Origin of the sequence: Pseudomonas sp. E6002 (genome assembly GCF_013385565.1) — a bacterium.
In the GTDB taxonomy this organism is placed as follows: domain Bacteria; phylum Pseudomonadota; class Gammaproteobacteria; order Pseudomonadales; family Pseudomonadaceae; genus Aquipseudomonas.
Genome location: NZ_JACAPT010000010.1, coordinates 83816 through 109222 on the forward strand (window position 1 = coordinate 83816; position 25407 = coordinate 109222).

Consider the following 25407-nt stretch of genomic DNA (forward strand, 5'->3'; position numbering starts at 1 on the left):
CGGGTGTGCAACCATCCTTGCAGTTCTTTCAGCGAGTGTTTGAAGTGGAAAACGACCGGCTTTCTTCTGCGCAATGGTTCGAACAGATGGCCCGGGTGACCGATAGCATCGGGCAATCGGGGTTCGCCGCGACCTTGTTCGAGGCTCTCGGTTATCTCCAGCCGATCCAGGCCACCACGCTGTATTTCTACCCGCGCGGCGGCATGCCCAGTGCGCTGTTCGAGCTGGACGGGCCATGGTTGCCACAAGGCAATGTGCGCCAGTACCTGTCGGGGTTTTATCTGCTCGACCCGTTTTACGGGGCCTGTGTGGAGGGCGTCAGCTCCGGGTGTTACGAGCTGGCCGAGGTCGCCCCCGATCACTTCGAGCTCAGCGAATACTTCCAGTCGTTTTACCGCCACTCGCATCTGGAGGATGAGCTGAACTACATCCTGCAGTCGAGCAACGGCTCGAGCCTGGCGGTGTCGCTGGCCTTTACGCAAAAGCTCGACGCCACCATCACCGGCCAATTCAAACGCATCGCGCCGTGGGTGCTGGCGGTGCTGGGCAAGCATTTCGTTGGCCTGGATGCCCAGGGGGCGCGATTCGAAAACCTGCTGGAGCAGCGCATTCACTCGGCGCTGAACAACTTCGGCTCGTCGATATTGACCGAGCGGGAATGCCGGATCGCCCAACTGATCCTGCGGGGGCATTCCACCCGTTCGCTGGCCGAACGCCTCGATGTCTCGGAAGACACCATCAAGTCCCACCGCAAGCACATCTACACCAAGCTCGATATCGGCGCGCAATCGGAACTGTTTGCCCTGTTTATCGATTCGCTGGCCGAAGCCCAGGGCGTCCTGAGCAAAGACCCCCTTGAAAGCTACATGAGCAAGCACCGCTGAGCGGCGTTGCTCGCCCTTGCGTCACTACTAATAAGAGAGAAATACCATGAACGTACCCGCCCAACTGAACCGCCTGACCGAGGACTACCAGAAGTCGGATGCGGCCCACCACATCCATGCATTTGTCGATCAAAAAGCGCTGAATGCCGAAGGCCCGCGGGTGATGGTGCGCGGTGAGGGCCTTTACCTGTGGGACAGCGAAGGCAAGCGTTACCTGGACGGCATGTCGGGCCTGTGGTGCACCCAGCTGGGTTACGGTCGCAGGGACTTGACCGCTGCCGCCGCCGCCCAGATGGACCAGTTGGCGTACTACAACATGTTCTTCCACACCACCCACCCGGCGGTGATCGAGTTGTCGGAGTTGCTCTTCAGCCTGCTGCCGGGCCACTACAGCCACGTGATCTACACCAACTCCGGCTCCGAGGCCAACGAAGTACTGATCCGTACCGTGCGCCGTTACTGGCAAGTGGTCGGCCAACCGCAGAAAAAAATCATGATCGGGCGCTGGAATGGTTATCACGGCTCCACGCTGGCGGCGTCTGCCCTGGGCGGCATGAAGTTCATGCACGAGATGGGCGGCCTGATTCCCGACGTGGCACACATTGACGAACCCTACTGGTACGCCCATGGCGGCGAGCTGACGCCTGCCGAGTTCGGCCGCCGCTGCGCCTTGCAGCTGGAAGAGAAAATCCTCGAGCTGGGCGCTGAAAACGTCGCCGGGTTTATCGCCGAGCCGTTCCAGGGCGCGGGCGGCATGATCTTCCCGCCGGAAAGCTACTGGCCCGAGATCCAGCGCATTTGCCGGCAATACGATGTGCTGCTGTGTGCCGATGAGGTGATTGGTGGCTTTGGCCGTACCGGCGAATGGTTCGCCCATCAACACTTCGGTTTCGAGCCCGACACCCTGTCCATCGCCAAGGGCCTGACCTCCGGTTACCTGCCGATGGGTGGCCTGGTGCTGAGCAAGCGCGTGGCCGATGCGCTGGTGGAGCGCGGCGGCGTGTTTGCCCACGGGCTGACCTATTCCGGGCACCCGGTGGCGGCGGCGGTGGCGCTGGCCAACCTCAAGGCGCTGCGGGACGAAGGCATCGTGCGCCAGGTGAAGAACGACACCGGACCGTACCTGCAAAAAATCCTCCATGAAGTGTTTGGCAATCACCCGATGATCGGCGAGATCCAGGGCACGGGCTTGCTCGCGGCCTTGCAGTTCGCTGAAGACAAGAGCACCCGCAAGCGCTTCGAGAACGAAAACGACCTGGCCTGGCAGTGCCGCACGTTTGGTTTCGAAGAGGGCGTAATCATTCGCTCGACGCTGGGCCGCATGATCATGGCACCGGCACTGGTGGCCACGCGCACTGAGCTGGACGAGCTGGTTGAAAAGACCCGCATCGCCGTGGATCGCACCGTACGGATCGCGGGAAAACTCTGAAGTGACCAGCGCGCCACCCCAGGCGAGGGGTGGTGCGCAACCTCCATCAGGCAACGCTGAACGGCATCGATGCCATCGAATGCCGCGACGCCCTGCATCCCCATTTCCAGGAGTCACCCATGAATACAATAACAAACGTGACCGATACACCCGCTCATCAATCCTCACCCAAAGCCGCATCGTCCCGCCGGTTCCGTCAGCCGCTGGGTCTTATCGGGCTGGTGCTGTTCGGCCTGGCGTACATGGTGCCGCTGGCGGTGTTTACCACCTACGGGCTGGTGACCCAAATGACCAAGGGCCACTTGCCGACCGCCTACATGCTGACCCTCGCCGCCATGCTGCTGACGGCCTACAGCTATGGGCGCATGGTCCAGGCGCATCCCTATTCGGGCTCGGTCTACTCCTACACCCGCAAGGCGTTTGGCGCCTACTTCGGCTTCATCGCCGGGTGGACCCTGTTGCTGGACTACATCTTCCTGCCGTTGCTCAGCTATTTGCTGATCGGCATCTACATGTCCGAGTATTTTCCCGGGGTGCCGACCGCCGTGTGGGTGCTCGGCTCGATTGCCCTGGTGACCACGCTGAACCTGGTGGGCATCGAGTCCATCACCCGGGTCAACTGGATACTCATCGTCGCTCAGTTGGTGTTCATCGTGGTGTTCGTGGCGTTGTCGGTGCACACCCTGAGCGAGCAGTCCGCACCCGTGTCGCTGCTGGCGCCATTCCACCATGAAGGCTTCAGCGCGCCGCTGATCATGGCGGGCGCCGCGGTGCTGTGCCTGTCGTTTCTTGGCTTCGATGCGGTGTCGACCATGGCCGAGGAAACCCCCAACCCACGCCGCACCATCCCGTTGGCGATCATGGTGGTGTCGCTGTTCGGCGGCCTGCTGTTCCTGCTGGTTTCGTATTTCGCGCAAATGGTGTTCCCGCAATGGAACAGCTTCGTCGACCCGGATGCCGCCTCGGTGGATGTGATGCGCCGGGTGGGCGGCGAACTGCTGGTGACCGCCTTTACCGCAACCTATGTCGCCGGTTGCTTCGCCTCGGCGATGGTCTCCCAGGCCAGTGTGTCGCGGGTGCTGTTTGCCATGGGCCGTGACGGCGCGCTGCCCCGCGTGCTCGGCAAGCTGGTGACGAAAAAGCGCGTGCCCGCCACGGCCATCGTGCTGGTCAGCCTGTTCTCGCTGATTGCCTTGTTCATCACGCTGGATACCGTCGCCAACATGATCAGCTTCGGTGCGCTGTTCGCGTTCTCGGCGGTGAACCTGGCGGTGATCAAGCACTACCTGGTCGACCAGAAGTTGCGCGGTACCAGGAACTACTTGCTGTACGCGGTTGTGCCGGCGCTGGGGTTCCTCAGCACGATCTGGCTATGGAGCAGCCTTTCCAGCCTGTCGTTCACCATCGGCCTGTGCTGGATGGGGCTTGGGCTCCTGTGCCTGCTGGGCATCACGCGGGGGCTGCGCGTGAAGATGCCGGAACTGCAGATCGCCGAGTGAACCCCTCGTCTATCCATCGCCATTCATTGGGAGTACAACGTGTTCGACCTTAACTACTGGCAACAGCGTGTTGCCCGCCAGACGTTCATCAACACCGCCCTGATCGGTGGCCGCTCAGTGAATGCGGCATCCGGGGCGACCTTCGATGCCATTAACCCTGCGACCCAGCAGTTGCTGTCGCGGGTTGCAGCTTGCGGTGACGAAGAAGTCGACCTGGCCGTGCGCAGCGCACGCCAGGCCTTCGAGACCGGCCCCTGGCGACGGATGCCGCCGGTGGAGCGCAAGAAAATTTTGATCAGGCTCTCCGAATTACTGATGACCCACCGCGAGGAACTGGCGCTGCTCGATTCGCTGAACATGGGCAAGCCGGTGATGGACGCCTACAACGTTGACGTGCCCGGCGCCGCCAATGTGTTTGCCTGGTACGGCGAAGCCCTCGACAAGCTCTACGATCAAGTCGCGCCTACCGCGCACAATGCGTTGGCAACCATCACGCGTGAAGCACTGGGGGTGATCGCGGCGGTGGTGCCGTGGAACTTCCCGCTCGACATGGCCGCCTGGAAACTCGCGCCGGCGTTGGCGGCCGGTAACAGCGTGGTCTTGAAACCTGCCGAGCAGTCGCCGTTTTCTGCCCTGCGCCTGGCCCAGCTTGCCCTGGAAGCCGGTGTCCCGGAAGGTGTGTTGAATGTAGTGCCCGGCCTCGGCGACAGTGCCGGCAAGGCCCTGGGGCTGCACCCCGACGTGGATTGCCTGGTGTTCACCGGCTCCACTCAGGTGGGCAAATACTTCATGCAGTATTCCGCCCAGTCCAACCTGAAACAGGTGTGGCTGGAGTGTGGCGGCAAGAGCCCGAACCTGGTGTTTGAGGACTGCCAGGACCTGGACCTTGCGGCGGAGAAGGCCGCCTTCGGCATCTTTTTCAACCAGGGCGAAGTGTGTTCGGCCAACTCCCGTCTCTACGTGCAACGCTCCATCCATGACGAATTCGTCGAGCGCCTGATCGCCAAGTCGCGCGCCTGGATGCCGGGTGATCCGCTGGACCCCGGCAGTGCGGCCGGGGCCATCGTCGACAGTCAGCAAACCGCACGCATCATGCACGCCATCAGCCAGGCCCAGGGGGAGGGCGCCAGGCTGTTGTGCGGTGGCGAACAGTTGGCCATCAATGGCTCCTCCAACTTCATCCAGCCAACCATTTTTGCCGACGTGACCCGCGACATGGCCCTGTCCCGTGATGAAGTGTTCGGCCCGGTGCTTGCCGTCAGCGCTTTCGACACGGAAGAGCAGGCGATACAGCAGGCCAACGACAGCCTCTACGGCCTGGCGGCCTCGGTCTGGAGTGATGACCTCAACCGTGCGCACCGTGTGGCCCGTGCCCTGAATGCCGGGACGGTGTCGGTCAACACCATCGACGCCCTGGATGTGGCGGTGCCGTTCGGTGGTGGCAAGCAATCCGGGTTCGGGCGTGATTTGTCGCTGCACGCTTTTGACAAGTACACGCAGCTGAAAACCACCTGGTTTCAGCTGCGTTGACTCAAGCGGTTATCCGGTCGTGTATTTATGCGTGCGCGACCGGCACAACTACAGGCAAAATCAGTGCGAACTCAGAGGGCTTTGAACACCATGGTCACTATTCGCGTAATGAGCACTGCCGACTACGACGCCGTGCTCGAACTGATGCAGAAAACGCCTGGCATCTCCCTGCGCGATGCCGACTCCCGCGAGGCCACTGAGCGTTACCTGGAGCGCAATCCAGGCATGAGTTTCGTCGCCGAGGTCGACGGGGGGCTGGTTGGGTGCGTGATGTGCGGGCACGATGGCCGGCGCGGGTATTTGCAGCACCTGCTGGTGCTGCCCGCGTATCGGCGCCAGGGTATTGCGAGCGCGTTGGTTGAGCGCTGCCTCACCCGCCTGGCGCAATTGGGCATCCGCAAATGCCACCTGGATGTGTTCAAGTCCAACGACAGCGCTGCCCGTTATTGGCAGGGCCAGGGCTGGCAGCTGAGGACCGATATTGATCGCTATTCGTTTACCCGACCGGGTGACGAGAACGCCTGACGTCCATGGAGGGACAGATGCTCGAGATACGACGCGCCACGCTGGAAGATGCACAGGCAGCCTTCGACATTCGCCTGTTGGCCATACGCAGCCAATGCATCGGCGCCTATACGTCCGAGCAGATGATGTTGTGGACGCAAGGCGCAGCCAAGGACGGTTACGACACGCTGATGGACAAGCATTTTTACCTGGGCTGCGTGAACGCTGAACCTGTGGTCACCGGCATGCTGGATCTGGCGAACAACGAAATCGGTGCGCTGTTTGTGCTGCCCGGGTTTACCGGACGCGGGATTGGCAAGCAGATACTGGCGTATCTGGAAGCGTTGGCGCAGGAATTGGGGATCGAGGAAGTGATCCTGGACGCGACGTTGAACGCGGCGGATTTTTATCGACGGTGTGGGTATATGGGCGATGAGCAGGCGATCTACCACTCGCCATCGGGGTTGCAGTTGGCCTGTATTCCTATGCGTAAACACCTGCGCCGTTTGCGCTGACACGGAAAAACTGTGGTGAGGGCGCTTGCTGTGGCGAGGGAGCTTGCTCCCGCTGGGTCGCGAAGCGGCCCCAATAAAGCTATCGCAATCTGACTGAAAGAACTCGCTGACCTTCTTGGGGCTGCTGCGCAGCCCAGCGGGAGCAAGCTCCCTCGCCACAGGTCATGTGTCGTCCTGGGTATTGAACTCCGTACGCAAACACCTGATCACCTCGCTCACCGAAGCTCCTTGAACCACCGGCGGCGTAGGGCTCTCACCAAACTCCCGCCAGATAAAAAGCGTCAGCTCCGCACCGTCGGTAGCCTTCTGCTGCGTCCCGAAATCCTGCAACACCCGATAGCGCTCATCCTGCCAGAACAGCGCTTCAACCCATCCATACACCGGTATGAAATGAAAGTGCAGCGGGAAGCCCGGCATATGCCCGAACCGGCTGATGTAAAGCCACTTGGGCTTCAACTGAGCCTCCATGACCCGCTGGGTTTTGGCCAGCAACCCACCCAGCTCCGCGAGCGCCGCATCGGGCATCTCGGCCAGTGAGTCAACCGGCGCCTTGGCACCCAGCATCAGGTAGCCCGGCAGTGCGGATAACAGGTGATGATTGAGCAGCCAGTGCTCGGTCTCATGCACAACAAAGGATGGATCGATCTTCATCGACGGGCTTCCATGCGAAGAGGCTTGGCAGGATACCAAGAGTCATCGCCCTGTATCCCGCAAATGCAGCGGATCTGTCTCTATCGCGGCATTCACCTTATAGATACGGTTCATCCATACCTATTCAATGCCGAGAAAACCATGGACCTGACCGCAATCCCCTTTGGCACCACCGACTGGTCGACCCTCGAGCCGGTGATGCATCCCGGCGAAACCGGCAGTGCGTATTGGCGCACTTGCCAGTTCGGTTCAACCCGCGTGCGCATGGTCGAATACAGCGCCGGTTACCTGGCTGATCACTGGTGTTGGCGCGGGCATATCCTGCTGTGCCTGGAAGGTGAGCTGCACACCGAGCTGGAGGATGGCCGGCAGTTCACGCTGACTGCCGGGATGAGTTATCAGGTGGGCAATGACATGGAGGGGCATCGGTCATCGACTACCGTCGGGGCGAAGTTGTTCGTGGTGGATTGAGGCGTCAAGCCAGTCGCACAATCAACTTGCCGAAGTTGCGCCCCTCCAGCAGCCCGATAAACGCCTCAGGCGCTTGCTCCAGGCCCTCGACAATGTCTTCGCGCCACTTCAGCTTGCCCTGATCAATCCACTGCGCGGCTTCCTGCAAGAAGTCGTCCTGCTGCTCGTCAACAAACTCGGTCTGGATAAAGCCGCGCACTGTGAGGCTCTTGGCGAGGATGTCGTGCATAGTCGCCGGCAGTCGGTCGACCTGTTGCCCAGGCACCGAGCGGTCGTTGTAATGGGCGATCAGCCCACATACGGGTATCCGCGCAAAGTCATTGAGCAGCGGCCTCACGGCATCCCAAACCGCCCCCGAGACATTTTCGAAGTAAACGTCAATTCCATTGGGGCAGGCTTCGGCCAACTGCTGGGCAAAATCCGCTGCGCGATGGTCGATGACGGCATCAAACCCGAGTTCATTTTTCACGAATGCGCATTTCTCCGGCCCACCCGCGATACCCACCGCGCGTGCGCCCTTGATGCGGGCGATCTGGCCGACCACCGAGCCCACTGCGCCACTCGCCGCCGCCACTACCACGGTGTCACCGGGCTTGGGTTGGCCGATAGTGAGCAACCCCGAGTACGCGGTGAACCCCGGCATTCCAAGAACTCCCAGCGCTGTGCTGGGGTGGGCGATGCCCGGATCCAGAAGCCGCAGGTCGAGGCCGTCCGAGAGCGCAAATCGCTGCCAGCCGGCATAGGCAAGCACGATGTCGCCCTCTTGCCACAACGGGTTTCGTGAATGTTTGATCCGCGCGACCGTGCCGCCCACCATCACCTCGCCGATGCCCACTGGCTCGGCATAGGATTTGGCCGCACTCATGCGCCAGCGCATGTAGGGGTCGAGGGACAGATAGAGGTTTTCCAGCAACACTTCGCCTTCGGCAGGCTCGGGAATCGCGCTGTACTCCACGCGAAAATCGCTGGGTTGCGGGCGCCCGTCGGGGCGGGCGGCCAGTACGATGCGTTGGTTCTGGAGCTGGGTCATGAGGCTCTTCCTGGTTGATAACGTTCCAGCAGGGTAGTCATGCTCAAGCTATCGAGGTAGGGTGATAGCTGTTGATTCAGAGTTAACCCAAACATGATATCTGACGCGTTTGAACCCTATCTGCTACGAACCTTTATCTCGGTATGCCAGCACGGCAGCCTGAGTGGCGCAGCCCAGCAGGCGGGCAGGGCGCAATCGGCCCTAAGCGCACAAATCCGCCGGCTTGAGGAGTTGCTAGGCCAGCGGCTGTTGCGCAGAACAGGTCGGGGCGTGGTGCCCACTACCGAAGGCGAACTGCTGCTCACCTACGCGACGCGCATTCTGGCCTTGGGCGAGACGGTAGCAGCGCGCCTGAAAGAGCGCACGGTGATGGGCAATGTGCGCGTCGGGCTCTCGGAAGACGTGGCGGTATCGGCGTTGCCGGCAGCGCTCGGCCGGCTGCGGCGCGCCTGCCCGCATGTACACCTGGAGGTCGTTGTTGATCACGGCGACGCACTCGCCGAACGTTGGAGTGACGGCGAGCTGGACGTGGCCATTGGCGTCAGCTCATCGTTCAACGCCGACCCTGTGCACGCCTGGAACGTCGAGCTGTACTGGGTGTGCGCGATTGATGAAGAAATCGATGCGGCGCTGCCGCTGGATGTCATCGTGTATGCCGAACCCTGTGCCTGGCGGCGCTTGATGTTTGATGCCTTGCTGAACGCCGGGCGGGATTTTCGGGTCACGGTGACCAGCCCGAACATTGGCGTAATCACCGCAGCGGTGGAGGGCGGATTGGGTGTGGCCTTGCTGCCGGCGGAGAATATTCGGCCGGAGACCATGCGCATCATTTCCTTGGCTGAAAGCGATGGGCCTATTTTGAGTGTCAACTACGGCCTGTACGCCGTTCCACGGCAAAGCGACAGCATCCGCGCGGCAGTGGAACTGCTCACCGAGAGTTTTCACGCGATGACTCAACCCTTGCGATAAACCCCCGCCAACTCCCGCGCCAGCCCAATGAAATTCTGCAACGGCGTCGACGGATTGAACGCGCGCCGCACCAGGGTGATCGGTGCCAGCAACCTTGGCCGTGCATCGCTGATCCGGCAGTACACCACGCTTTCGCGATGCACGTCGCGCATCGACGCCGGCACCACCGAGATGCCTTCGCCTGCGGCCACCAGGCTGACGTTGGTCAGCATGCGCTCCACTTCAAAGGCAATCTTCGGCTCGAAACCGGCGTTCTGGCAGGCCTTGATCAGGTTGGCGTACATCCCCGGCGCGCCGGGGCGGCGGACCAGGATGAAGCGTTCGTCCTTGAGGTCGGCCATGGTGATTTTTGGCTCGGCGCCCTTGAGCAGCGCATGCCCGATGGGCAGGGTCAGCAGCATTTCTTCGTTGAGCAATCGGTGGAACGTGAGGCTCTGGTGGTCGCCCACCGGTGCGCGGAGGATGCCGATGTCGATGCGTTTTTCGATGGTGTCTTCGGTGACTTCCCGGGCGCTGCCTTCGTTGATCGAGAGCTCCACGCCCGGGTATTGCTCGCGGTAGGCGCGGATGATTCGCGGGATCAGCGGGTGGGCGGCGGCGGAACTGGTGAAGGCAATGACCAACGTGCCTTCGATACCCTGGGCAGCGCGAGCCGCCTTGAGGGAACCTTGCTCGACGCGGGCGAGGATCACTCGCGCTTCATCGAGAAACACCAGCCCGCCGGCAGTCAGGTCGACGCCCTTGGGGTGGCGCTTGAACAGGTCGAATCCCAGCTCTTGTTCGAGGGCACGTATCTGTTGGCTGAGGGGCGGCTGCTGCATGTTCAGGCGAGCGGCGGCGCGGGTGAAATGTCGCTCTTCGGCCACCATGATGAAATAACGTAAATGGCGAAGTTCCATGGTGGTATATCCCGTGACAAGACTTTATTATTTGTGGCCTGAGTGCGCCTTGGCGACCAATATGCCGAAAGTGGCCTGATCCGACAATAACAATAAATAAAAAGACCATGGAGCATTGATGCCAACCCGACTTGCCAATAATGCTACCTTGCCTATTTTGATTGCCATTGCTCTTGGCATGGTTGTAGGGCTGTTTTATCCGGGCGTGGCAATCGAGATGAAGCTGCTCAGTGACGCCTTTATAAAAGTGGTCGGGTTACTGATGCCATTTCTGTTGTTTGTGCTGGTGTCGACCGGTGTCGCAGGTATCAAGCGCGAGCCCCACCATCGGCATGTAGTGGGGCGGATCGTGGTGTATTTCCAGCTGATGTCCCTTGCTGCATTGGTGTTGGGAATGTCGACGGGGTGGTTGTTCAGCCTGGATCATACGGCAGTGGCCAACCTGGATTTTGATCATCTGACACCGCCTGCCGCGCCCGAAACGCTGTTGCACGAGCTGTCGATGACCTCGATTTCGTCCAGTCTTTACAAGGTTTTCACCCAAAGCCTGGTGCTCCAGGTGATGCTGGTGGCGGTGCTGTGCGGCCTGCTGCTGGGGCGTGGCGGCCAGGTCGCAAACCGCTGCCTCGGTTGGCTGGAAGCGGCGGTCGCCGGGTTGTTCTGGTTGCTGCGGTTTATCCTGAAGTTCGCACCGCTGGCGGCGTTTGGGGCGATGGCATTTGTGGTGGGAAAGTACGGTTTAAGTTCGGTGCTGCCGCTCTTGAAGTTCATTGTTGTTATTTGCCTGGTTTGCGCGGTGTTCGTCATTCTAGTGTTCGCCACGATTACCCGCCTGCTCGGCGTTAAATTGAGCCGGCTAATTGCTTACTTGAAAGAAGAGTTGTTGTTGGTGACGTTCACCGGCTCTTCAGTGGCCGCACTTCCAGGTTGCGTCAGCAAACTTGAGGCGCTGGGCTGTGATCGCCAATTAGTGCGCCTGGTGTTGACCACCGGGTATACGTTCAACTTGGCCGGTACCAATCTTTATCTGACTACTGCCATTATGTTCCTGGCGCACCTCGCCGGAGTGGAGATTGCCGTACCCGAGTTGCTGGCGGTGCTGGTGATCTGCCTGTTTACCTCGCTGGGGTCTACCAGTGTGGCGGGCTCGGCGCTGTTTACCCTGATTGCTACCTTGAACATCCTGCAACTGGTGCCACTGGAAGGGGTGGGTTTGTTGTTGGGAGTGGAGCGGCTGATGAAGTGTCGGTCGTTGACCAATGTGCTGGGCAATTGCGTGGCGTGCCTGGCGATATGCGGGTGGCAGAAGTCGATTGACCATGAGGTGTTGAAGCGGGAATTGAGTCACTGAGCCGAACATGCTTTCCAGACCCAAACGCGGTCAAATGTGGGAGCGGGCTTGCTCGCGAATGCGGTGGGTCAGCCAATAAATCTGCTAACTGATACACCGCCTTCGCGAGCAAGCCCGCTCCCACATTCAGATCGCATTTCAGCCCTTGGCGTTGAGCAACTTGTCGAACGCCTTGTCCAGGTTGCCTTCAGCACCTTTCAGCTTCTCACGACGCTCCTTCAACCAACTCTGGTCCGCGTCGAGATTCTTGCGCGCCTCCACCAGCATCCGCTTGACCTCTTCCGGCTGCGGCCCACCCGTACCCTTGCGAGTCTTGACCATCGTGGTCGGCGACAGCGCAGCACGGAAATCGGCCTCATCCAGCGGCAACGTATTCGGCGTCCATTTGTATTTGTCCGCGGCCTGGGTGTACAGCTTCTGCGCGTCCGCATACGCGAAGGTCTTCGGCGTGGTGCCATTGCTGCGCGCCTCGGTGACGATCAACGAGGCGAAGCTGTGGCCAATGCGGAACGGCACCTTGAACTGACGCTCCAGGGTGTCGGCCAACTCCATGGACGTGGTCCATTCCGACTCCAGCTCATCCAGCGCTCGCTGCGGGTTGATCTGCAGCGCATCGAGCACGGCATCCATGCTTTTGAACATGTCATCGGTGGACTGGAACAGCCCCAATGAATCGAACGCAAACTTGTAGTCGGTCATGCCGGTGGTGACGTTATGCGCGCGCAAGGTCACGGTTTGCGCCAGGCCCACCACGTCGGAGGCCGATTCCCGAGTGCGCATCAACAACCCCGGGTTGCGTTTTTGCGGCATCGCACTGCTGGTGTAGGTGGACTCTTCGTCCAGCAGCAACCAGGGGCGGATCTGATGGTACTGGGTATGGATATCGCCAATCATCGCGCCGATGCGGATCGCCGAAGACGCCGCGAGGTTGGCCGCCTCGATCGGGATGTCGTAGGTCGACACCTGGCTCGAATCCAGGGAGTTTTCCCGCACGCCGTCGAACCCCAGCAACTCGGCCAGGCGTTCGCGGTTCAGCGGGTAAGCGGAGTTCGCCAGTACCGCGGTGCCCATCGGGCTCAGGTTGAGGCGAGTGTAGAGTTCACGGATGCGTTGGCCGTCGCGATCAAATGCGGCTTCGAACGCCAGCAGGTAGTGCGCATAGCTGATGGGCATGGCCTGCACGCCGTTGGTGTAGGCGGGCACCAGGGTGTCGATGTTCTTGTCGGCGATGTTCAGGATACGTTGGCGGGTGGCGTTCAGTGCCTCGCTGTAGGCCAGCACCTGGGAGCGCAGTTTGGCCAGGCGGTAGGTGGCGAGCATGTCCTGGCGGCTGCGGCCGGAGTGGATCAGCGACGCTTCCGGACCGATCTTGTCGGTCATGATTTTTTCCAGTTGCAGCACGTCTTCCGGGCGCTTGCCATCGGGCTGGTCGGCCTGGTCGATGGCCAAGCGAACGCCGCCGGCGATCTTGTGGCCCATGTCCGGCTTGACGATGCCTTCTTCGGTGAGCATCACGATCGAGGCTTTGTTGATGCGGTTCAACCAGGCGAACTGGGTTTGGGTCGGGTCGCCCTTGGCCTTGTGGGCGCTTTGCGAGGAGCCCGGCGTGGCGCCGACTTTGGCCGCCTGGGCGGCGCATTCTTCGGTGGTTTTGCAGGGCAACGCGCCGGTGTCGGCGGCGTAGGCGCCGTAACTGCTGAACAGGGCAAAGGCGACGGCCAGGTGGATCAGGCTTTTTCTGCTATTCATGTGCAACGCTCCGGGAAAAATCACAGCAAGGGCAGGGTGTAGCTGACGATAAAGCGGTTCTGGTCGATATCGCTGCCGCTGCCATTGCTGCGATACGTGCCATTGCGCCATTTCACTTCAAGGTTCTTCAGGGCACCGCTCTGGAACACGTAGCCGATATCGGTGTTGCGCTCCCACTCGGTACCTTCCAGGGTTCGGGTACGCACGAAGTTGTCACCCTTGAGGTAGCGGGTCATGAAGGTCAGGCCGGGGATGCCGAGGGCGGCGAAGTCATAGTCGTAGCGGGCCTGCCAGGACTTTTCCTCGGGGTTGGCGAAGTCCGGCGAGATCATCACGTAGTTGACGAGGTAGGAGTCGGTACCGTCCAGGTGGGGGAAGCCGGTGGTGCCTTTCATACGCTGGTAGGCGGCGCCGAACGAGTGGCCGTGGAGGCTGTAGGTGAACTTGGCACCGAAGGCCTGGTTGTCGATGTTGCTGTTGCCTTCCTTGCTGGAGTCGGCGTAACGCAGGTCGGTCTTGAACGACTGCGCGTCACCCAGTGGCAGGGTATGGACCAGGTTGAAGATGTGTTGCTTGTAGTTGTTCTCGAGATTGGCGTAGTGGTAGCCGGTGACCAGGGTTTTGGTCCAGCTGTAGCTGGCACTGGCGAAGTCGAATTTATCGCTGGGCACGGCACCCTTGATGCCTTTGCCGTCGACTTCGATGTCTGCATGGCCGCTGTCGTTACGCAGGGTGTTGCTGGTCAGGCGCCCGGCATCGAAGGTCAGGCCGGCGATGTCCTGGCTGGTCAATTGAGTGCCGCGAAAGGTCTGGGGCAGCAGCCGGCCATCGTTGGGCAGTACGGTCGGCAGCTTGGGGATCAGCGTGCCGAATTTGAGCACGCTTTTGGAGATCCGCGCCTTGGCGGTGGCGCCCATTCGACTGTAGCTGTCCGGTGCGCCATCCTCGCCCACGGGAAGCAGGCCGGTGTTTTGGCGGTCGGGGCTTGAGTCCAGTTTCAAACCCTGCAGGCCAATGGCATCGAGGCCAAAGCCCACCAGGCCTTCGGTGTAACCCGACTGGTAATTGAGGATCAGCCCTTGGGCCCACTCATCGCGTTTGGACTGGCTCGCGTTGGGCTGGCGGTAATCGCTGTTGAAGTAGAAGTTGCGAAATTCGAGGTCGGCCTTGCTGTCTTTGAAAAAGTCAGCTTCGGCAAAGGTTGGGAAGGCGAGGGTCAAACCGAGGGTGGCCGAAGTCAAGCCCAGGGTAATGGGGGATTTGTTCATTGTTATTCCCGTTGTCTGCTGCTTATTTTTAGAATTATCTGGCCGGACGGCGACAGGGAGACGCGTCCGGCTTGCGCAGGCTAACGAGTTGTATTGCAGATTGAAAATATATAGAAAGTGTTGATGCGAGACGAAAAAAGTATGAAGCGGACGCCCGATTTTTCAGGCACTGAAGGGCCAATGTGGGAGCGGGCTTGCTCGCGAAAGCGGTGGATCAGTCAATACATCCGGTGACTGTCACACCGCATTCGCGAGCAAGCCCGCTCCCACACAAGCCCGCTCCCACATTTTGATCTGCGCTTTAGTGCATCTTGCTGTGATCCATGGTTTCCGTCGCATTCAACGCACGGGCTTGGGCCTTCACTTCGATCGACTGCTTTTCACCCTTGGCATTTTCCACGGTGACGGTCAGCGGCACCTGGTCGCCTTCCTTGATCTGGGCGGTGAGGTCGATCAGCATCACGTGATAGCCATCTGGGTCGAGCTTGACGGCCTTGCCCGCGGGCAATGGCACCGAGTCCACCGGGCCCATGCGCATCACGTCGTCCTTCATGGTCATCTCATGGATCTGCACGGTCTTGGCGACCGGCGAAGCCACGCTGAGCAGTTTGCTGTCGCTGTCGGCGGTGACGGTCATGAACGCACCGCTGGACGGCTGGCCCGGTACCGAGGCGCGTACCCAGGCGTCGGTGACCACTGCCTGTGCACTGGCGTGGGCGGCGAGGCCCAGCAGGGAGAGACCGAGGGCGAAGCGCTTTAGGTGTTGAACGGCAGTCATTAGCAGACCTCCATGACGGTGAGCAGGTCTTCTGCGCACTCTTTGGCGTTAAGCGAGGCAGACAAGCCCAGGCGCAGGGTGCCCCGGGTGTCGAACACAAAGCTGGTGGCGGTGTGGGAGAGGGTGTAGCTGTCGCCGGCGGGGATCTTTTCATAAAAGATCCCGAATTCCTTGGCGGCCACGGCGATTTCTTCCGGGGTGCCATACAGCGCCTGGAAGCTGGGGTCGAAGGCCTTGACGTAGGCGTCGAGTATCTTGGGCGTGTCGCGTTCCGGATCCAGGGTGATAAACACCACCTGCATGATCTTGCCGTCGCGGCCCATCAGTTTTTTCGCCTGGGCCATGCGCGCCAGGGTGGTCGGGCACACGGCCGGGCATTGGGTGAAGCCGAAGAACACCACCGGCATCAAGCCGCGGAAGGAACTCAAGGTGACGGTCTCGCCGTCAGTGTTCTTGAGCTTGAAGGTGCGGCCCATGATCTTGTCGCTCAGATCCTTGCCGTACTTGAAGTTCAGTTTCGGGCTGTTGTCACAGCCGGCCAGCAGGCCCAGGCCCAGCAATCCCATGCCGGAGAGGACTTTGCGGCGGGTGAATAACGTACTCATCAACTGTGCATCCTGTGAAGCGCCTGGGTACCACGAAGCGTTAAATCAGGCGAGGAGAGCGTGGCATTCTAACAACCCGGGCCTCTGGGCGTAATCTGCGACGTTCTGTCACAGGCCCTGCCGAGCAAGACCAAATGTGGGAGCTGTCGAGCTTGAGCGAGGCTGCGAAGGGATCGGCTCGGTATTCCTGCAAGACCGTGGCGCCTGCATCGCAGGCTCGCTAAAGCTCGACAGCTCCTACAGGGGGAATGGTAAAGTCGCCGCCATGAAACTCTCCCGCCCGGACCGTTCACTCATTGCCTGGACCCTGTATTTTTGCGTCCTGTTCAATGTGTTCGTCTGCGGTTTGGGCCATGGGCAGATGATGGGGCTTGAGCTCAATGGCCTGGGCGGTCAGTTCTGCTCAAGCCTGGGTACCAAGGCGCCGGCCTCGGATGCCGGCCTGGGCAATCCGACGGCCAGCAGCTGGTCGAACTTCTTCGCCTGCCCGGTGTGCTCCGCCGTGACCCTGGGCATCGTCTTCCTGTTTTGCCTGGCCTGGCTGTTGGGCCTCGGGCAAAAGCCGCGCCCGGCCCATGAGCGGCGCAACAAGGCCCCTCCACGGTATTCCTGGCCCTCGGCCAACCCTCGCGCTTCCCCTGCATTCTGACGTGTGCCCCGGGCCTCCTGATACCAGGAGGCGTTCTATCGTCACGAGTGTGAGTGCGTTCCATGAGCTCTATCCTGCCTTCCGGCGCTGCCCGTCTGGTCAGCAAGGCGTCGCGCCGTCCGTCCCGCAGCGACGTGTTGCTACCGTCTGTCGAATACCCGAGTAACGCCCGCTGTTTCGTCCACCTGGATGCACGGTTGCTGCCGTACTGGCACACCTTGTTCGACATCTGCCCCGGTTTGCTCAAGCTCGACCCGCCGGAGGGCTTGAACCTGTTTCGCAGCTTCATGACCTGGGCTTACCGCAACCGTCCCTCCCTGGACTGGACCTACCATGTAAACGTGTGCCGTTGGCTGCTCGGTTCGGTGTATCGCACGCAGATCGATGAAGAGCCCATCGAAGCGTTCATGACGGCGGCCGCGGCCCGTTGGGTCAGCGATGACACCAGCCAGGTCCGGGGCGTGGTTGTGGCCTGGCAAGGCGCGCCGCTTCAGGTGGTGGACTGGAAGCCGGGCAGTGGCGTGGCGCTGCAAAGGCTGCCGCCGCTGCCCTGGGATTTCGCCTGGTGCACGTTGGACAGCCAGGGGCAGTTCAGCGGGTGGTTGCCGGTGCCTTGAGGTTCTGCTCAATCCATTGGGCAACGCTGGTCACGGCGATCTGTTGTTGCCCATTGAAGGTAATGGCAGGGTCCCAGGCCACGCCGTTGCCTTGGGCGAAGGCCACCCGGTATTTCATCAGGTTGTCCTCGGGTGCAGCGGCCAGTTCCGCTTCCAGGTAGCGCACCGACCAGCGTTCGCGTTTGAGGGTGAGCCCCAGTTGCGCATCCACGGTATCGGCCAGCTCGCCGTAGGTCAGGGTGTCGCCGGCGGTGTACACCACCTGATTGGTGATCGGCGGCGTGCTGAACAGGATGCGTGCCGTCAGCAGGCCGATGTCCTCAGGCGTGGTGACGGTGACAGCGGTGTCCCAATCTCCCAATGCATGCACGGTATTCTGCGCCAGGTCGACGACGCCGAAGGACGGTTCAAACAGGAAGCTGGTGAACATCCCGGTGGAGACAATCACCCATTGCGTGCCTTGCTGGGAGCGCAGCAAGTCGCGCACGTCAAGCTGTTCATCCCAGAGGTCCTGGGCCGAACCGCGGCCGATCACGTCGTAGTCCACACCGAACTGCCACGGTACATAACGTTTCACGCCGCCTGCGATGACCGCGCGGGTCAGCTTGCGCTGAGTGCCGGGGCCTGCGGCAAAGCCGATGCAACTGATCACGGTGTGATAGTCGGCGAACACCGTTGCCAGCTCGGCCTCGGAGCCATTGGCCAGGTCACCCGCCAGCAGCTCAATGCCCAAGGCGCGCAGTTCGATGATTTCCTGCTGTTTGGCCGGGTCGGGGGAGTTCAGTGTGGCGGGGCGCAGCAACACCGTCACAGACACATTTTGCGGTGCAGCCAGGCGGGACAGTTGGCGCAGTACCGCCAGGCCCAGTTCGCCGGCGCCCAGTACAAGGATCGAAGCAGTCATAGGGGTCTCGGTTCAGGTGAAAGTCATGCCATGCTTGCAGAATTGCCGACCGCGCATAAGAAGGCACACCAGTGATACCGGGAGTAGAAGGTGGATAACGACGAGATCATCAGGCGCTCACAAGCCGCCTGTGAAGCCCTTAGCGCCGATGAAGACGGGCTCAAACGGCAGGTGCTGACCCATGCGGGAAACCGCTGGTCGTTGGGCATCGTGCACCTGTTGGGCGTGAACGGCCGGCTGCGCCACGCCGAGATCGGCCGACGCATGGAGGGCGTCACCCAGCGCATGCTCACGCGGACCTTGCGCCAGCTGGAGCGCGATGGCCTGGTGCTGCGCCATGACTTCCAGGAGGTGCCGCCCAAGGTCGAATACCAGCTATCGGAGTTGGGCAAACAGCTGCTGGTGCACATGATTCCGTTGTGGACGTGGGTGGTGGAAAATGCCGACGGATTCAGGCGATCCCGGGAGCAGTTCGACGCTGATCAGGCGCTGTGATCAAGACGTGGGCCGGCAGTCTGCACGTTTGCTCGCGGGCCCATCCTCGGGAAACAGGTGCGCATGCAGGTAGTCGATAAACACCCGCAGCTTGGGCGTTGGATGGCGGCCCGAAGGCCACATGATCCGGAAGTTCTCTGCTTCCGAACACGCCTCCAGCACCGGCACCAATTGTCCGCTGTCGAGCCATTCACGAATGGCGAAATCCGCCAGGTAGGCGATGCCGATACCTTGCACGGCAAAGCAGATGCGCGCTTCCAGGTTGTTGCAGACCATCGCGGCGGGCAGTGGGAAATCAGCTTCCACCCCGTCCTGGCGCAGGGGCCAGCGCTGCATTTTGCCGGTGTTGGGGTAGCGGAACTTGATGCATGCATGCTGAGCCAGGTCTTCCGGCCGTTGCGGCGTGCCGCGCTCGGCGAGGTAAGCCGGTGATGCTACCAGCAGCATCCGGTAGCCGCCGATCAGGCGCGATGTGAGGCGCGAGTCGGGCGCTTCACCGCTGCGCAGCACGGCGTCGTAACCTTCTTCCACCACGTCCACGCGGCGGTCGGTAAAGCTCAGGTCCAGCTGCACCTCGGGGTAGGCTTTCTTGAATTGCGCGAGCACCTGCAAGAACGGATGGCCCACCAGCGGCAGGCTGACCTTGAGCCGGCCACGAGGCGCCGACACGGTTTGCGAAAGCTCGGCTTCGGCTTCGTCGATCTCCATCAGGATGCGCCGGCTGCGCTCCAGAAACAGCTCGCCCTCGGCAGTCAGCGTGACGCTGCGGGTGCTGCGGTTGAACAGGCGCACACCCAGGCGTTCCTCCAGGCGTACCACGCTCTTGCCGACTGCCGAGGCCGTTACGCCCAGCACGCGCCCGGCGGCGACAAAGCTGCGGGTTTCGGCGACCTGCACAAAAACATTCAGGGTGTTGAGGCTGTCCATCGAGGCTCCGGTTTGGCTGAGGCGAGGCCTGGCTACCTTATCCCGATTGCGGAACAAAAGCTCCGTAGACAGTGGAGCCGGCGCCCCCTTAATCCCGTGAGGACAGGCCCATATCCTTGTGGCATTGCCCATTCACGAGGAATACCAAGATGACCGACACCATGAAACGCTGGGAAACACCTGCATTGGGACTGCACACACTGCGCCTTGCCGACGTGCCACGCCCCATCGCGAAGGCCGGGGAGGTATTGGTGCGCGTCGAGGCCGTCTCGCTCAATTACCGCGACGGTGAAGTGGTCGAAAACAGCATGGGTGCCGACCTCACATTCCCATTCACGCCGGCCTCCGACATGGCGGGCACGGTGGTCGCCGTGGGCGAGGGCGTTACGCGTTTCAAGGTGGGCGACAAGCTGCTGTCGACGTTTTTTGCCGGATGGGTCGATGGCGCTCCGCTGTCCTGGAGTGAAGCGCCGCCTCAGGGTGGCCCGCTCCCCGGCATGCTCGCCGAGTACGTGGCAACACCTGCCGAATGGTGCGTGCATGCGCCCCTCAGCCTCACCGCAGGGCAGGCCAGCACCTTGCCAGTGGCCGCCTTGACGGCGTGGATGGCGCTGTTCGAACTGGGCCACCTGCACGCCGGCCATACCGTGGTGGTGCAGGGCACCGGTGGCGTCTCGTTGTTTGCGGTGCAACTGGCTGCGGCCAATGGTGCCCGCGTTATCATCACCAGTAGCAGCGATGAAAAGATCGCGCGTGCCATAGAGCTGGGTGCCACCCATGGCATCAACCGCAGCCGGGTACCGGAATGGCACACGGCGGTGCAAGCGCTGACCGATGGGCGTGGCGCCGAACATATCCTGGAAATGGCCGGCGGTGACAACCTCACGCGTTCCCTGCACGCGGTAGCCAACGGTGGGCGCATCTCGGTGATCGGCCTGCTGGAGAGTGACCAATTGAATGCTCCGGTCATGGCCTTGCTGGGCAAGCGGGCCTCCATCATCGGCATCTCCGTGGGGCCGCGCCGCGCATTGGAAGATCTGATTGCCATGATCGACCGCCACGGCATCGAGCCGGTAATCGATCACACCTACGGCTTCGAGCAAGTGCCCGAAGCCTTCGCTCATCTCGGGCGCGGTGCCTTTGGCAAGATCGTGATCGAGGTCGGCCGGTGATCTACATCATTCTGGGTCTTTTCGGCCTGTACACCCTGGAGTTTGGTGTGGTCGGTATTTTACCGATGATCGTCGAACGTTTCGGCATCAGCGTGTCTCAGGCCGGGTTATTGATGGGCTTGTTTGCGCTGATCGTGGCGGTGCTGGGGCCTTTCCTGGTGCTGATGGCGTCGCGCCTGGCGCGCAAGAAAATCCTGGTGGGCGCGCTCTTTGGTTTTTCCGTGTGCAGCGTGCTGTCGGCGTTTGCGCCGAACTTCGAAACCTTGATGGCGTTGCGGGTAATTCCGGCGATGCTGCACCCGGTGTTTTTTGCCGCTGCGTTTTCCACCGCGGTGTCCTTGTACCCCAAGGACCGCGCGGCGCATGCCACGGCCCTGGCCGTGGTGGGCACCACCTTGGGCCTGGTGCTTGGGGTGCCGCTGACCACATGGGTGGGCGCGAGTATTTCCTATGAGGCATCGTTCTTCTTCTGCGCTTTGGCAACGGGGTTGGCAGGTGTCGGACTGCTGTTGAAACTGCCCCATCATGAACGCCCGATGCCGCTGAGTTTCGGCAAGCAACTGGCGGTGCTGCGCAGCCTGTCGGTGTGGCTGGCGATCATCGCGACGGTGCTGGTGTTCACCACGATGTTTTCGGTCTACAGCTATGCCGCCGAGTACCTCAGGACCCAGACCGGCATGGATGGCCAGGCCATCAGCATCATGCTGGTGATCTTCGGCGTGGGCGGTGTCACGGGCAACCTGTTGGTGGGCCGGTTATTGGGCAAAAGCATGGTGGCGACGGTGGTGCTGTACCCCATTGTGCTGGCGGCGGCGTACGTGGTCTTGTACGCGTTCGGCAGCCCGTCGTGGTGGTCGATGAGCTTGATTGTGCTGCTGTGGGGCGCTGCGCATACCTGCGGGCTGGTGGTCACGCAAGTCTGGCTGACCTCGTCGGCGCCCGAGGCGCATGAGTTCGCAACCAGCCTGTATGTGTCCTCGGCGAATGCCGGCGTGGTGATCGGGGCGTCCGTGGGCGGGCTGTTTATCAATGCATTCGGCACCACCGGAGTGATCGGCTGCGGCTTGATATTTGCCGCACTGTCATTGCTTGTGATTGGGTGGAAGGCCTTGGCGTTCGGAGGCGCCAAGGCATTGCCCGCAGACCTGTGCGCTGCGCATTAGGCCTGCGGGGCCATGGTCAACGCAGGGTGTAGCCGCCGTCGACCACCCAGTCCTGGCCAAACACACTGCGTGCGCCCTGGCTCAACTGGAACAGGATCACATCGGCAATAGCGCCCGGCTCCAGGAATTGCCCATTGAGCAGGCGCTGATTGACTGTGGTGGCAACGCCGCCCAACGCTTCGTCACTGAGCCCCAAGGTGCTCCAGATCGGCGTGGCGGTGGGGCCGGGCGATACCATGTTCAGACGAATGCCATGGGGCGCCAGCTCCACCGCCAGGGTGCGCATTTGCGCCCGCAAGGCGGCTTTCGAAGCAATATACGCGGCGAGCCCAGGGAAGGTCGCCAGCTCCAGGAATGTACCGATAAATACCACCGACGCCTGGGCGGCCATTTGCTCGCGTAGGCTGCCGAGGGTGTTGAGAGCCGCGGCTCCATTGACGGCCCATTGCCGGTCAAAGGCGGCCAGGTCCAGGCCATCGGCCAGTTGTGCGATCCCGGCATTGGGCACGAGGTAATCCACCGGTCCGATGGACGCCGTCAACTGCGCCAGGCGTGCCTGGTCGGCAGCCTGGGTGACATCCCCCGCCAGCCAGTAGAGCTGCTCGCCAAAACGCTCCGCCAATGCGCCCAATTCGCCAATCTGTCGCGACATGGCGACCACTTGCGCACCTTGTTCAAGCAGCTTGCAGGTGACAGCCAGGCCGATACCTGAACTGGCACCGGTCACTACGGCAAGGCGGTGGTTGAAGTCATTGTTCATGGGGTTCTCTTTATAGATTGCCAAAGGGGCGCGCAGCACTGATCAGGATTCATGCCATATGAAAAGTTCCTATAAATCAGTTGGATATATTTTTTGTAGTCGATATGACACGAGTGTTATGTAGTCCTTATGACGTGCTGTAGTCGTTATGACCAAGGCCCGTTTTCGAGCTGATCGAAGGCTTGGCTTTTTTGCGATAGTTGTTGGCGTTATCGCGATGACGGCGCTGGCACTTTCCTTGGTTAATGGCGGCTGTTTTCTCTACGTCAGGCTCATTACGTCATGTCGCTTATTCCGCGCAAAAAAGTCATTCGCCAGGTGATCGCCACCCGTCAACGCTTGCAAGCCATCAGCGTGCTGGGCGCTACCGGTTCGGTGGGCGTCAACGTATTGGACGTTATCGCGCGTCACCCCGAGCGCTATAAAGTCTTCGCCCTCAGCGGGTTCACCCAACTGGAGCTGTTGAAAAAACAATGCTTGTTGCACCGTCCGGACTACGCCGTGGTGCCCACGCCGCAAGCCGTGGCGACGCTGCAGAAGCAACTGTTGGAGGAGGGCTCTCAGACTCAGGTAGTGGGCGGCGAAAGCGGTCTGAAATTCGTCGCCGGTCACCGGGATGTGGACACGGTAGTGGCCGCTATCGTCGGTGCGGCGGGCTTGAATGCAACGATGGCCGCCGTCGAGGCCGGCAAGAAAATCCTCCTGGCCAACAAAGAGGCACTGGTGATGTCCGGTGCGTTGTTCATGCAGGCGGTGCGCAGCAGTGGGGCGGTGCTGTTACCGCTGGACAGCGAGCACAACGCAATCTTTCAGTGCCTGCCGTCCCATGCTCAACACGGCCTGGCCCACGCGGGCGTGCGGCGCATTCTGTTGACTGGCTCCGGCGGGCCGTTTCGCCAAACGCCGATGGCGCAACTGCACAACGTAACGCCGGACCAAGCCTGCGCTCACCCGAAATGGTCCATGGGCCGCAAGATTTCGGTGGACTCGGCAACCCTGATGAACAAGGGACTCGAACTGATCGAGGCCTGTTGGTTATTCGGCGCCAGGCCGTCCCAGGTCGAGGTAGTGATCCATCCGCAAAGCGTCGTCCATTCGCTGGTGGATTACGTCGACGGCTCAATGCTCGCGCAGTTGGGGAACCCGGACATGCGCACGCCCATCAGCCATGCCCTGGCCTGGCCGCAACGGATCGATTCAGGGGTTGAACCACTGGATTTGTTCAAGGTGGCCCGGCTGGATTTCGAAGTACCGGACGAGAAGCGCTTTCCTTGCCTGGCCCTGGCGCGCGAGGTGGCGGATGTGGGCGGCACGGCACCGGCGTCGCTCAATGCGGCCAATGAAGTCGCGGTGCAGGCCTTTCTGGACGGACGCATCGGCTTCATGCAGATCGCCGAGTGCATCCGGCATGTGCTGGACAAGGAGCCGGTGGTGGCGGTGACGGACCTGTATGGCGTCATGGAGGCCGACGCCAGTGCCCGCCGGTGGGCACTCGGATGGCTGAATCAGCACTATCAGCGATGATCAGCCGTAGCTGACCCGGTCGCGAATCTTCAGCACAGCCTTATGGTCGGCCAGCACTTCCGGGAGTGAACTGCGCAGGTACTCCACCCAGGTTTTGATTTTTGCATCCAGGTAGTGCCGGGAAGGGTAGATGGCGTACAGGCTCAGTTCTTCCAGGCGGTACTCGGGCAGGACTCGCACCAGAGTGCCGCTGCGCAGCCCCTTGATTGCCGCATGCACCGGCAGGATGCCCACGCCCATGTCGTTGCTGATGGCGGTCTTCATGGCGTCGACCGAGTCCACCAGGAACGGCGAGCTGCTGATGGTGACGCTCTCCTGGCCACGGGGGCCGTCGAACGTCCAGTCTTCCAGCGGGATCACCGGGCTGACCAGCCGCAGGCAGGCGTGGCTGAGCAGGTCTTGCGGCGTTTGCGCGGCACCATGGTTTTTTATGTAGGACGGTGAGGCGCAGACGATGCTATAGGTCGTGCCCAGTTTCTGTGAAACGTGGCTAGAATCGGGCAGGTCAATGGCCAACACAATCGACACGTCGAACCCTTCGTTGACCAGGTTCGGCGTGCGGTTGCTCATGCTCAGGTTGAACGTCACGTCGGGGTAGTTCTTGCGGTAGCGTGCGATGGCGTCCACCACGTAGTGCTGGCCGATGCCTGTCATCGAGTGCACTTTCAACTGGCCGGTAGGGCGTGTGTGGGCGTCGCCGGCTTCCAGCTCCGCTTCCTCGACGGAGCGCAGGATTTGCTCGCAACGCAACAGGTAGCGTTTGCCGGATTCGGTCAGTGCGGTACGGCGTGTGGTGCGGTTGAACAGGCGGGTTCGCAGGTGGGTTTCAAGGTTGGAAATGGAGCGCGAAATATGGGTGGTGTTGCTATTCAACTGCACTGCCGCGCCAGTAAAACTGCCGACTTCGGCAACGCAGCGGAAGATGCGCATGTTCTGCAGGATGTCCATCGATGCTCTCCAGGTGGAACGTTTTTTAGTGTGGCATGAACTCATCCACGGCTGTAAACGCTATTTATTGTGGATTTTTACGTAACAGTCATTCACGTTTCTGATGACTTACCGGG

General features: G+C 61.2%; 26 protein-coding genes. 15 read left to right on the plus strand and 11 right to left on the minus strand.

Annotated features, from left to right (window positions below; genetic code table 11):
• The first annotated feature begins 44 nt into the window (after positions 1 to 44).
• The 6 genes from HX815_RS10380 (at position 45) to HX815_RS10405 (ending at position 6361) form a co-directional block, all read left to right on the plus strand.
• Positions 45 to 884 (plus strand): helix-turn-helix transcriptional regulator, encoded by an 840-nt coding sequence (locus tag HX815_RS10380; protein WP_177022031.1) that lies wholly within the window; start codon positions 45 to 47, stop codon positions 882 to 884.
• A gap of 46 nt (positions 885 to 930) precedes the next feature.
• A complete protein-coding gene (locus tag HX815_RS10385; RefSeq protein ID WP_177028161.1) occupies positions 931 to 2313 on the plus strand; it encodes an aspartate aminotransferase family protein in 1383 nt (460 codons plus the stop codon).
• Positions 2314 to 2432: 119 nt separating this feature from the next.
• Positions 2433 to 3812, plus strand: a complete 1380-nt coding sequence (locus tag HX815_RS10390) for an APC family permease (RefSeq protein WP_023658770.1) — start codon at positions 2433 to 2435, stop codon at positions 3810 to 3812.
• A 39-nt stretch (positions 3813 to 3851) separates the two neighbouring features.
• Positions 3852 to 5342 (plus strand): aldehyde dehydrogenase, encoded by a 1491-nt coding sequence (locus tag HX815_RS10395; protein ID WP_177028162.1) that lies wholly within the window; start codon positions 3852 to 3854, stop codon positions 5340 to 5342.
• 27 nt (positions 5343 to 5369) lie between these two features.
• The gene (locus HX815_RS10400) at positions 5370 to 5867 is read left to right on the plus strand and encodes a GNAT family N-acetyltransferase (protein ID WP_256351084.1); all 498 of its coding nucleotides are present in this window, start codon (positions 5370 to 5372) and stop codon (positions 5865 to 5867) included.
• A gap of 17 nt (positions 5868 to 5884) precedes the next feature.
• On the plus strand, positions 5885 to 6361 hold the full coding sequence (locus tag HX815_RS10405; RefSeq protein ID WP_177028164.1) for a GNAT family N-acetyltransferase: 477 nt from the start codon (positions 5885 to 5887) through the stop codon (positions 6359 to 6361).
• A 162-nt stretch (positions 6362 to 6523) separates the two neighbouring features.
• Here HX815_RS10405 and HX815_RS10410 read toward each other — a convergent pair whose 3' ends face one another.
• The gene (locus HX815_RS10410) at positions 6524 to 7012 is read right to left on the minus strand and encodes an HIT family protein (RefSeq protein ID WP_177028165.1); all 489 of its coding nucleotides are present in this window, start codon (positions 7010 to 7012) and stop codon (positions 6524 to 6526) included.
• Between the two features lie 141 nt (positions 7013 to 7153).
• Between HX815_RS10410 and HX815_RS10415 the strand changes: the two genes are divergently transcribed.
• Entirely contained in the window at positions 7154 to 7483 is a 330-nt protein-coding gene (locus HX815_RS10415) for a DHCW motif cupin fold protein (RefSeq protein ID WP_003207343.1), read from the plus strand.
• Between the two features lie 4 nt (positions 7484 to 7487).
• Here HX815_RS10415 and HX815_RS10420 read toward each other — a convergent pair whose 3' ends face one another.
• On the minus strand, positions 7488 to 8513 hold the full coding sequence (locus HX815_RS10420; RefSeq protein WP_003207345.1) for an NADP-dependent oxidoreductase: 1026 nt from the start codon (positions 8511 to 8513) through the stop codon (positions 7488 to 7490).
• 93 nt (positions 8514 to 8606) lie between these two features.
• On the opposite strand from HX815_RS10420, the gene HX815_RS10425 reads away from it, so the two are divergent.
• Positions 8607 to 9482 carry a LysR family transcriptional regulator gene (locus tag HX815_RS10425; RefSeq protein ID WP_032899387.1) on the plus strand — a complete coding sequence of 292 codons (876 nt, stop codon included), beginning with the start codon at positions 8607 to 8609 and terminating at the stop codon, positions 9480 to 9482.
• Here the strand turns inward: HX815_RS10425 and HX815_RS10430 are convergent.
• Positions 9467 to 10381 (minus strand): LysR substrate-binding domain-containing protein, encoded by a 915-nt coding sequence (locus HX815_RS10430; protein ID WP_177028166.1) that lies wholly within the window; start codon positions 10379 to 10381, stop codon positions 9467 to 9469. The two genes, HX815_RS10425 and HX815_RS10430, sit on opposite strands and share 16 nt — an antisense overlap.
• Before the next feature lie 118 nt (positions 10382 to 10499).
• On the opposite strand from HX815_RS10430, the gene HX815_RS10435 reads away from it, so the two are divergent.
• Complete coding sequence (locus HX815_RS10435; RefSeq protein ID WP_177028167.1) at positions 10500 to 11732, plus strand: cation:dicarboxylate symporter family transporter; 1233 nt, start codon at positions 10500 to 10502, stop codon at positions 11730 to 11732.
• A 138-nt stretch (positions 11733 to 11870) separates the two neighbouring features.
• Here HX815_RS10435 and HX815_RS10440 read toward each other — a convergent pair whose 3' ends face one another.
• The 4 genes from HX815_RS10440 to HX815_RS10455 form a co-directional block, all read right to left on the minus strand.
• A complete protein-coding gene (locus HX815_RS10440; protein ID WP_177028168.1) occupies positions 11871 to 13481 on the minus strand; it encodes an argininosuccinate lyase in 1611 nt (536 codons plus the stop codon).
• A 20-nt stretch (positions 13482 to 13501) separates the two neighbouring features.
• On the minus strand, positions 13502 to 14749 hold the full coding sequence (locus tag HX815_RS10445) for an OprD family porin (protein WP_008435327.1): 1248 nt from the start codon (positions 14747 to 14749) through the stop codon (positions 13502 to 13504).
• A gap of 301 nt (positions 14750 to 15050) precedes the next feature.
• On the minus strand, positions 15051 to 15527 hold the full coding sequence (locus HX815_RS10450; RefSeq protein ID WP_003207356.1) for a copper chaperone PCu(A)C: 477 nt from the start codon (positions 15525 to 15527) through the stop codon (positions 15051 to 15053).
• The gene (locus tag HX815_RS10455; RefSeq protein ID WP_003207358.1) at positions 15527 to 16132 is read right to left on the minus strand and encodes an SCO family protein; all 606 of its coding nucleotides are present in this window, start codon (positions 16130 to 16132) and stop codon (positions 15527 to 15529) included. The genes HX815_RS10450 and HX815_RS10455 overlap by 1 nt, the downstream gene beginning before the upstream one ends.
• 265 nt (positions 16133 to 16397) lie before the next feature.
• On the opposite strand from HX815_RS10455, the gene HX815_RS10460 reads away from it, so the two are divergent.
• Complete coding sequence (locus HX815_RS10460; RefSeq protein WP_003207359.1) at positions 16398 to 16781, plus strand: DUF2946 domain-containing protein; 384 nt, start codon at positions 16398 to 16400, stop codon at positions 16779 to 16781.
• Positions 16782 to 16843: 62 nt separating this feature from the next.
• Positions 16844 to 17398, plus strand: a complete 555-nt coding sequence (locus HX815_RS10465; RefSeq protein ID WP_087692422.1) for a putative natural product biosynthesis protein — start codon at positions 16844 to 16846, stop codon at positions 17396 to 17398.
• Here the strand turns inward: HX815_RS10465 and HX815_RS10470 are convergent.
• Positions 17373 to 18302 (minus strand): aromatic alcohol reductase, encoded by a 930-nt coding sequence (locus tag HX815_RS10470; protein ID WP_177028169.1) that lies wholly within the window; start codon positions 18300 to 18302, stop codon positions 17373 to 17375. The genes HX815_RS10465 and HX815_RS10470 overlap by 26 nt on opposite strands.
• A 90-nt stretch (positions 18303 to 18392) precedes the next feature.
• Between HX815_RS10470 and HX815_RS10475 the strand changes: the two genes are divergently transcribed.
• The gene (locus tag HX815_RS10475) at positions 18393 to 18797 is read left to right on the plus strand and encodes a helix-turn-helix domain-containing protein (protein WP_003207365.1); all 405 of its coding nucleotides are present in this window, start codon (positions 18393 to 18395) and stop codon (positions 18795 to 18797) included.
• On the opposite strand, the gene HX815_RS10480 is transcribed toward HX815_RS10475, so the two are convergent.
• Complete coding sequence (locus HX815_RS10480) at positions 18798 to 19724, minus strand: LysR family transcriptional regulator (RefSeq protein ID WP_003207367.1); 927 nt, start codon at positions 19722 to 19724, stop codon at positions 18798 to 18800. It lies immediately after the preceding gene.
• A gap of 149 nt (positions 19725 to 19873) precedes the next feature.
• Here HX815_RS10480 and HX815_RS10485 point away from each other — a divergent pair, with 149 nt between their 5' ends.
• Positions 19874 to 20896: an NAD(P)-dependent alcohol dehydrogenase gene (locus tag HX815_RS10485; protein WP_003207368.1), complete on the plus strand. Its 1023-nt coding sequence runs from the start codon at positions 19874 to 19876 to the stop codon at positions 20894 to 20896.
• Positions 20893 to 22059: an MFS transporter gene (locus tag HX815_RS10490; RefSeq protein WP_003207370.1), complete on the plus strand. Its 1167-nt coding sequence runs from the start codon at positions 20893 to 20895 to the stop codon at positions 22057 to 22059. Before HX815_RS10485 ends, HX815_RS10490 begins: the two co-directional genes overlap by 4 nt.
• A 16-nt stretch (positions 22060 to 22075) precedes the next feature.
• Here the strand turns inward: HX815_RS10490 and HX815_RS10495 are convergent, their stop codons facing one another.
• Entirely contained in the window at positions 22076 to 22819 is a 744-nt protein-coding gene (locus HX815_RS10495) for an SDR family NAD(P)-dependent oxidoreductase (protein ID WP_003207372.1), read from the minus strand.
• A gap of 282 nt (positions 22820 to 23101) precedes the next feature.
• Between HX815_RS10495 and ispC the strand changes: the two genes are divergently transcribed.
• On the plus strand, positions 23102 to 24343 hold the full coding sequence (gene ispC, locus HX815_RS10500; protein ID WP_087692420.1) for a 1-deoxy-D-xylulose-5-phosphate reductoisomerase: 1242 nt from the start codon (positions 23102 to 23104) through the stop codon (positions 24341 to 24343).
• Here the strand turns inward: ispC and HX815_RS10505 are convergent, their stop codons facing one another.
• Entirely contained in the window at positions 24344 to 25291 is a 948-nt protein-coding gene (locus tag HX815_RS10505; RefSeq protein WP_003207376.1) for a LysR family transcriptional regulator, read from the minus strand.
• Positions 25292 to 25407 lie beyond the last annotated feature (116 nt).

Coding starts and splice junctions, on each gene's coding strand:
- HX815_RS10385 (WP_177028161.1), top strand. CDS start 931: ATGAACGTACCCGCCCAACTGAACCGCCTGACCGAGGACTACCAGAAG.
- HX815_RS10390 (WP_023658770.1), top strand. CDS start 2,433: ATGAATACAATAACAAACGTGACCGATACACCCGCTCATCAATCCTCA.
- HX815_RS10400 (WP_256351084.1), top strand. CDS start 5,370: ATGCGTGCGCGACCGGCACAACTACAGGCAAAATCAGTGCGAACTCAG.
- HX815_RS10405 (WP_177028164.1), top strand. CDS start 5,885: ATGCTCGAGATACGACGCGCCACGCTGGAAGATGCACAGGCAGCCTTC.
- HX815_RS10410 (WP_177028165.1), bottom strand. CDS start 7,012: ATGAAGATCGATCCATCCTTTGTTGTGCATGAGACCGAGCACTGGCTG.
- HX815_RS10415 (WP_003207343.1), top strand. CDS start 7,154: ATGGACCTGACCGCAATCCCCTTTGGCACCACCGACTGGTCGACCCTC.
- HX815_RS10420 (WP_003207345.1), bottom strand. CDS start 8,513: ATGACCCAGCTCCAGAACCAACGCATCGTACTGGCCGCCCGCCCCGAC.
- HX815_RS10425 (WP_032899387.1), top strand. CDS start 8,607: ATGATATCTGACGCGTTTGAACCCTATCTGCTACGAACCTTTATCTCG.
- HX815_RS10430 (WP_177028166.1), bottom strand. CDS start 10,381: ATGGAACTTCGCCATTTACGTTATTTCATCATGGTGGCCGAAGAGCGA.
- HX815_RS10435 (WP_177028167.1), top strand. CDS start 10,500: ATGCCAACCCGACTTGCCAATAATGCTACCTTGCCTATTTTGATTGCC.
- HX815_RS10440 (WP_177028168.1), bottom strand. CDS start 13,481: ATGAATAGCAGAAAAAGCCTGATCCACCTGGCCGTCGCCTTTGCCCTG.
- HX815_RS10445 (WP_008435327.1), bottom strand. CDS start 14,749: ATGAACAAATCCCCCATTACCCTGGGCTTGACTTCGGCCACCCTCGGT.
- HX815_RS10450 (WP_003207356.1), bottom strand. CDS start 15,527: ATGACTGCCGTTCAACACCTAAAGCGCTTCGCCCTCGGTCTCTCCCTG.
- HX815_RS10455 (WP_003207358.1), bottom strand. CDS start 16,132: ATGAGTACGTTATTCACCCGCCGCAAAGTCCTCTCCGGCATGGGATTG.
- HX815_RS10460 (WP_003207359.1), top strand. CDS start 16,398: ATGAAACTCTCCCGCCCGGACCGTTCACTCATTGCCTGGACCCTGTAT.
- HX815_RS10465 (WP_087692422.1), top strand. CDS start 16,844: ATGAGCTCTATCCTGCCTTCCGGCGCTGCCCGTCTGGTCAGCAAGGCG.
- HX815_RS10470 (WP_177028169.1), bottom strand. CDS start 18,302: ATGACTGCTTCGATCCTTGTACTGGGCGCCGGCGAACTGGGCCTGGCG.
- HX815_RS10480 (WP_003207367.1), bottom strand. CDS start 19,724: ATGGACAGCCTCAACACCCTGAATGTTTTTGTGCAGGTCGCCGAAACC.
- HX815_RS10485 (WP_003207368.1), top strand. CDS start 19,874: ATGACCGACACCATGAAACGCTGGGAAACACCTGCATTGGGACTGCAC.
- HX815_RS10495 (WP_003207372.1), bottom strand. CDS start 22,819: ATGAACAATGACTTCAACCACCGCCTTGCCGTAGTGACCGGTGCCAGT.
- ispC (WP_087692420.1), top strand. CDS start 23,102: ATGTCGCTTATTCCGCGCAAAAAAGTCATTCGCCAGGTGATCGCCACC.
- HX815_RS10505 (WP_003207376.1), bottom strand. CDS start 25,291: ATGGACATCCTGCAGAACATGCGCATCTTCCGCTGCGTTGCCGAAGTC.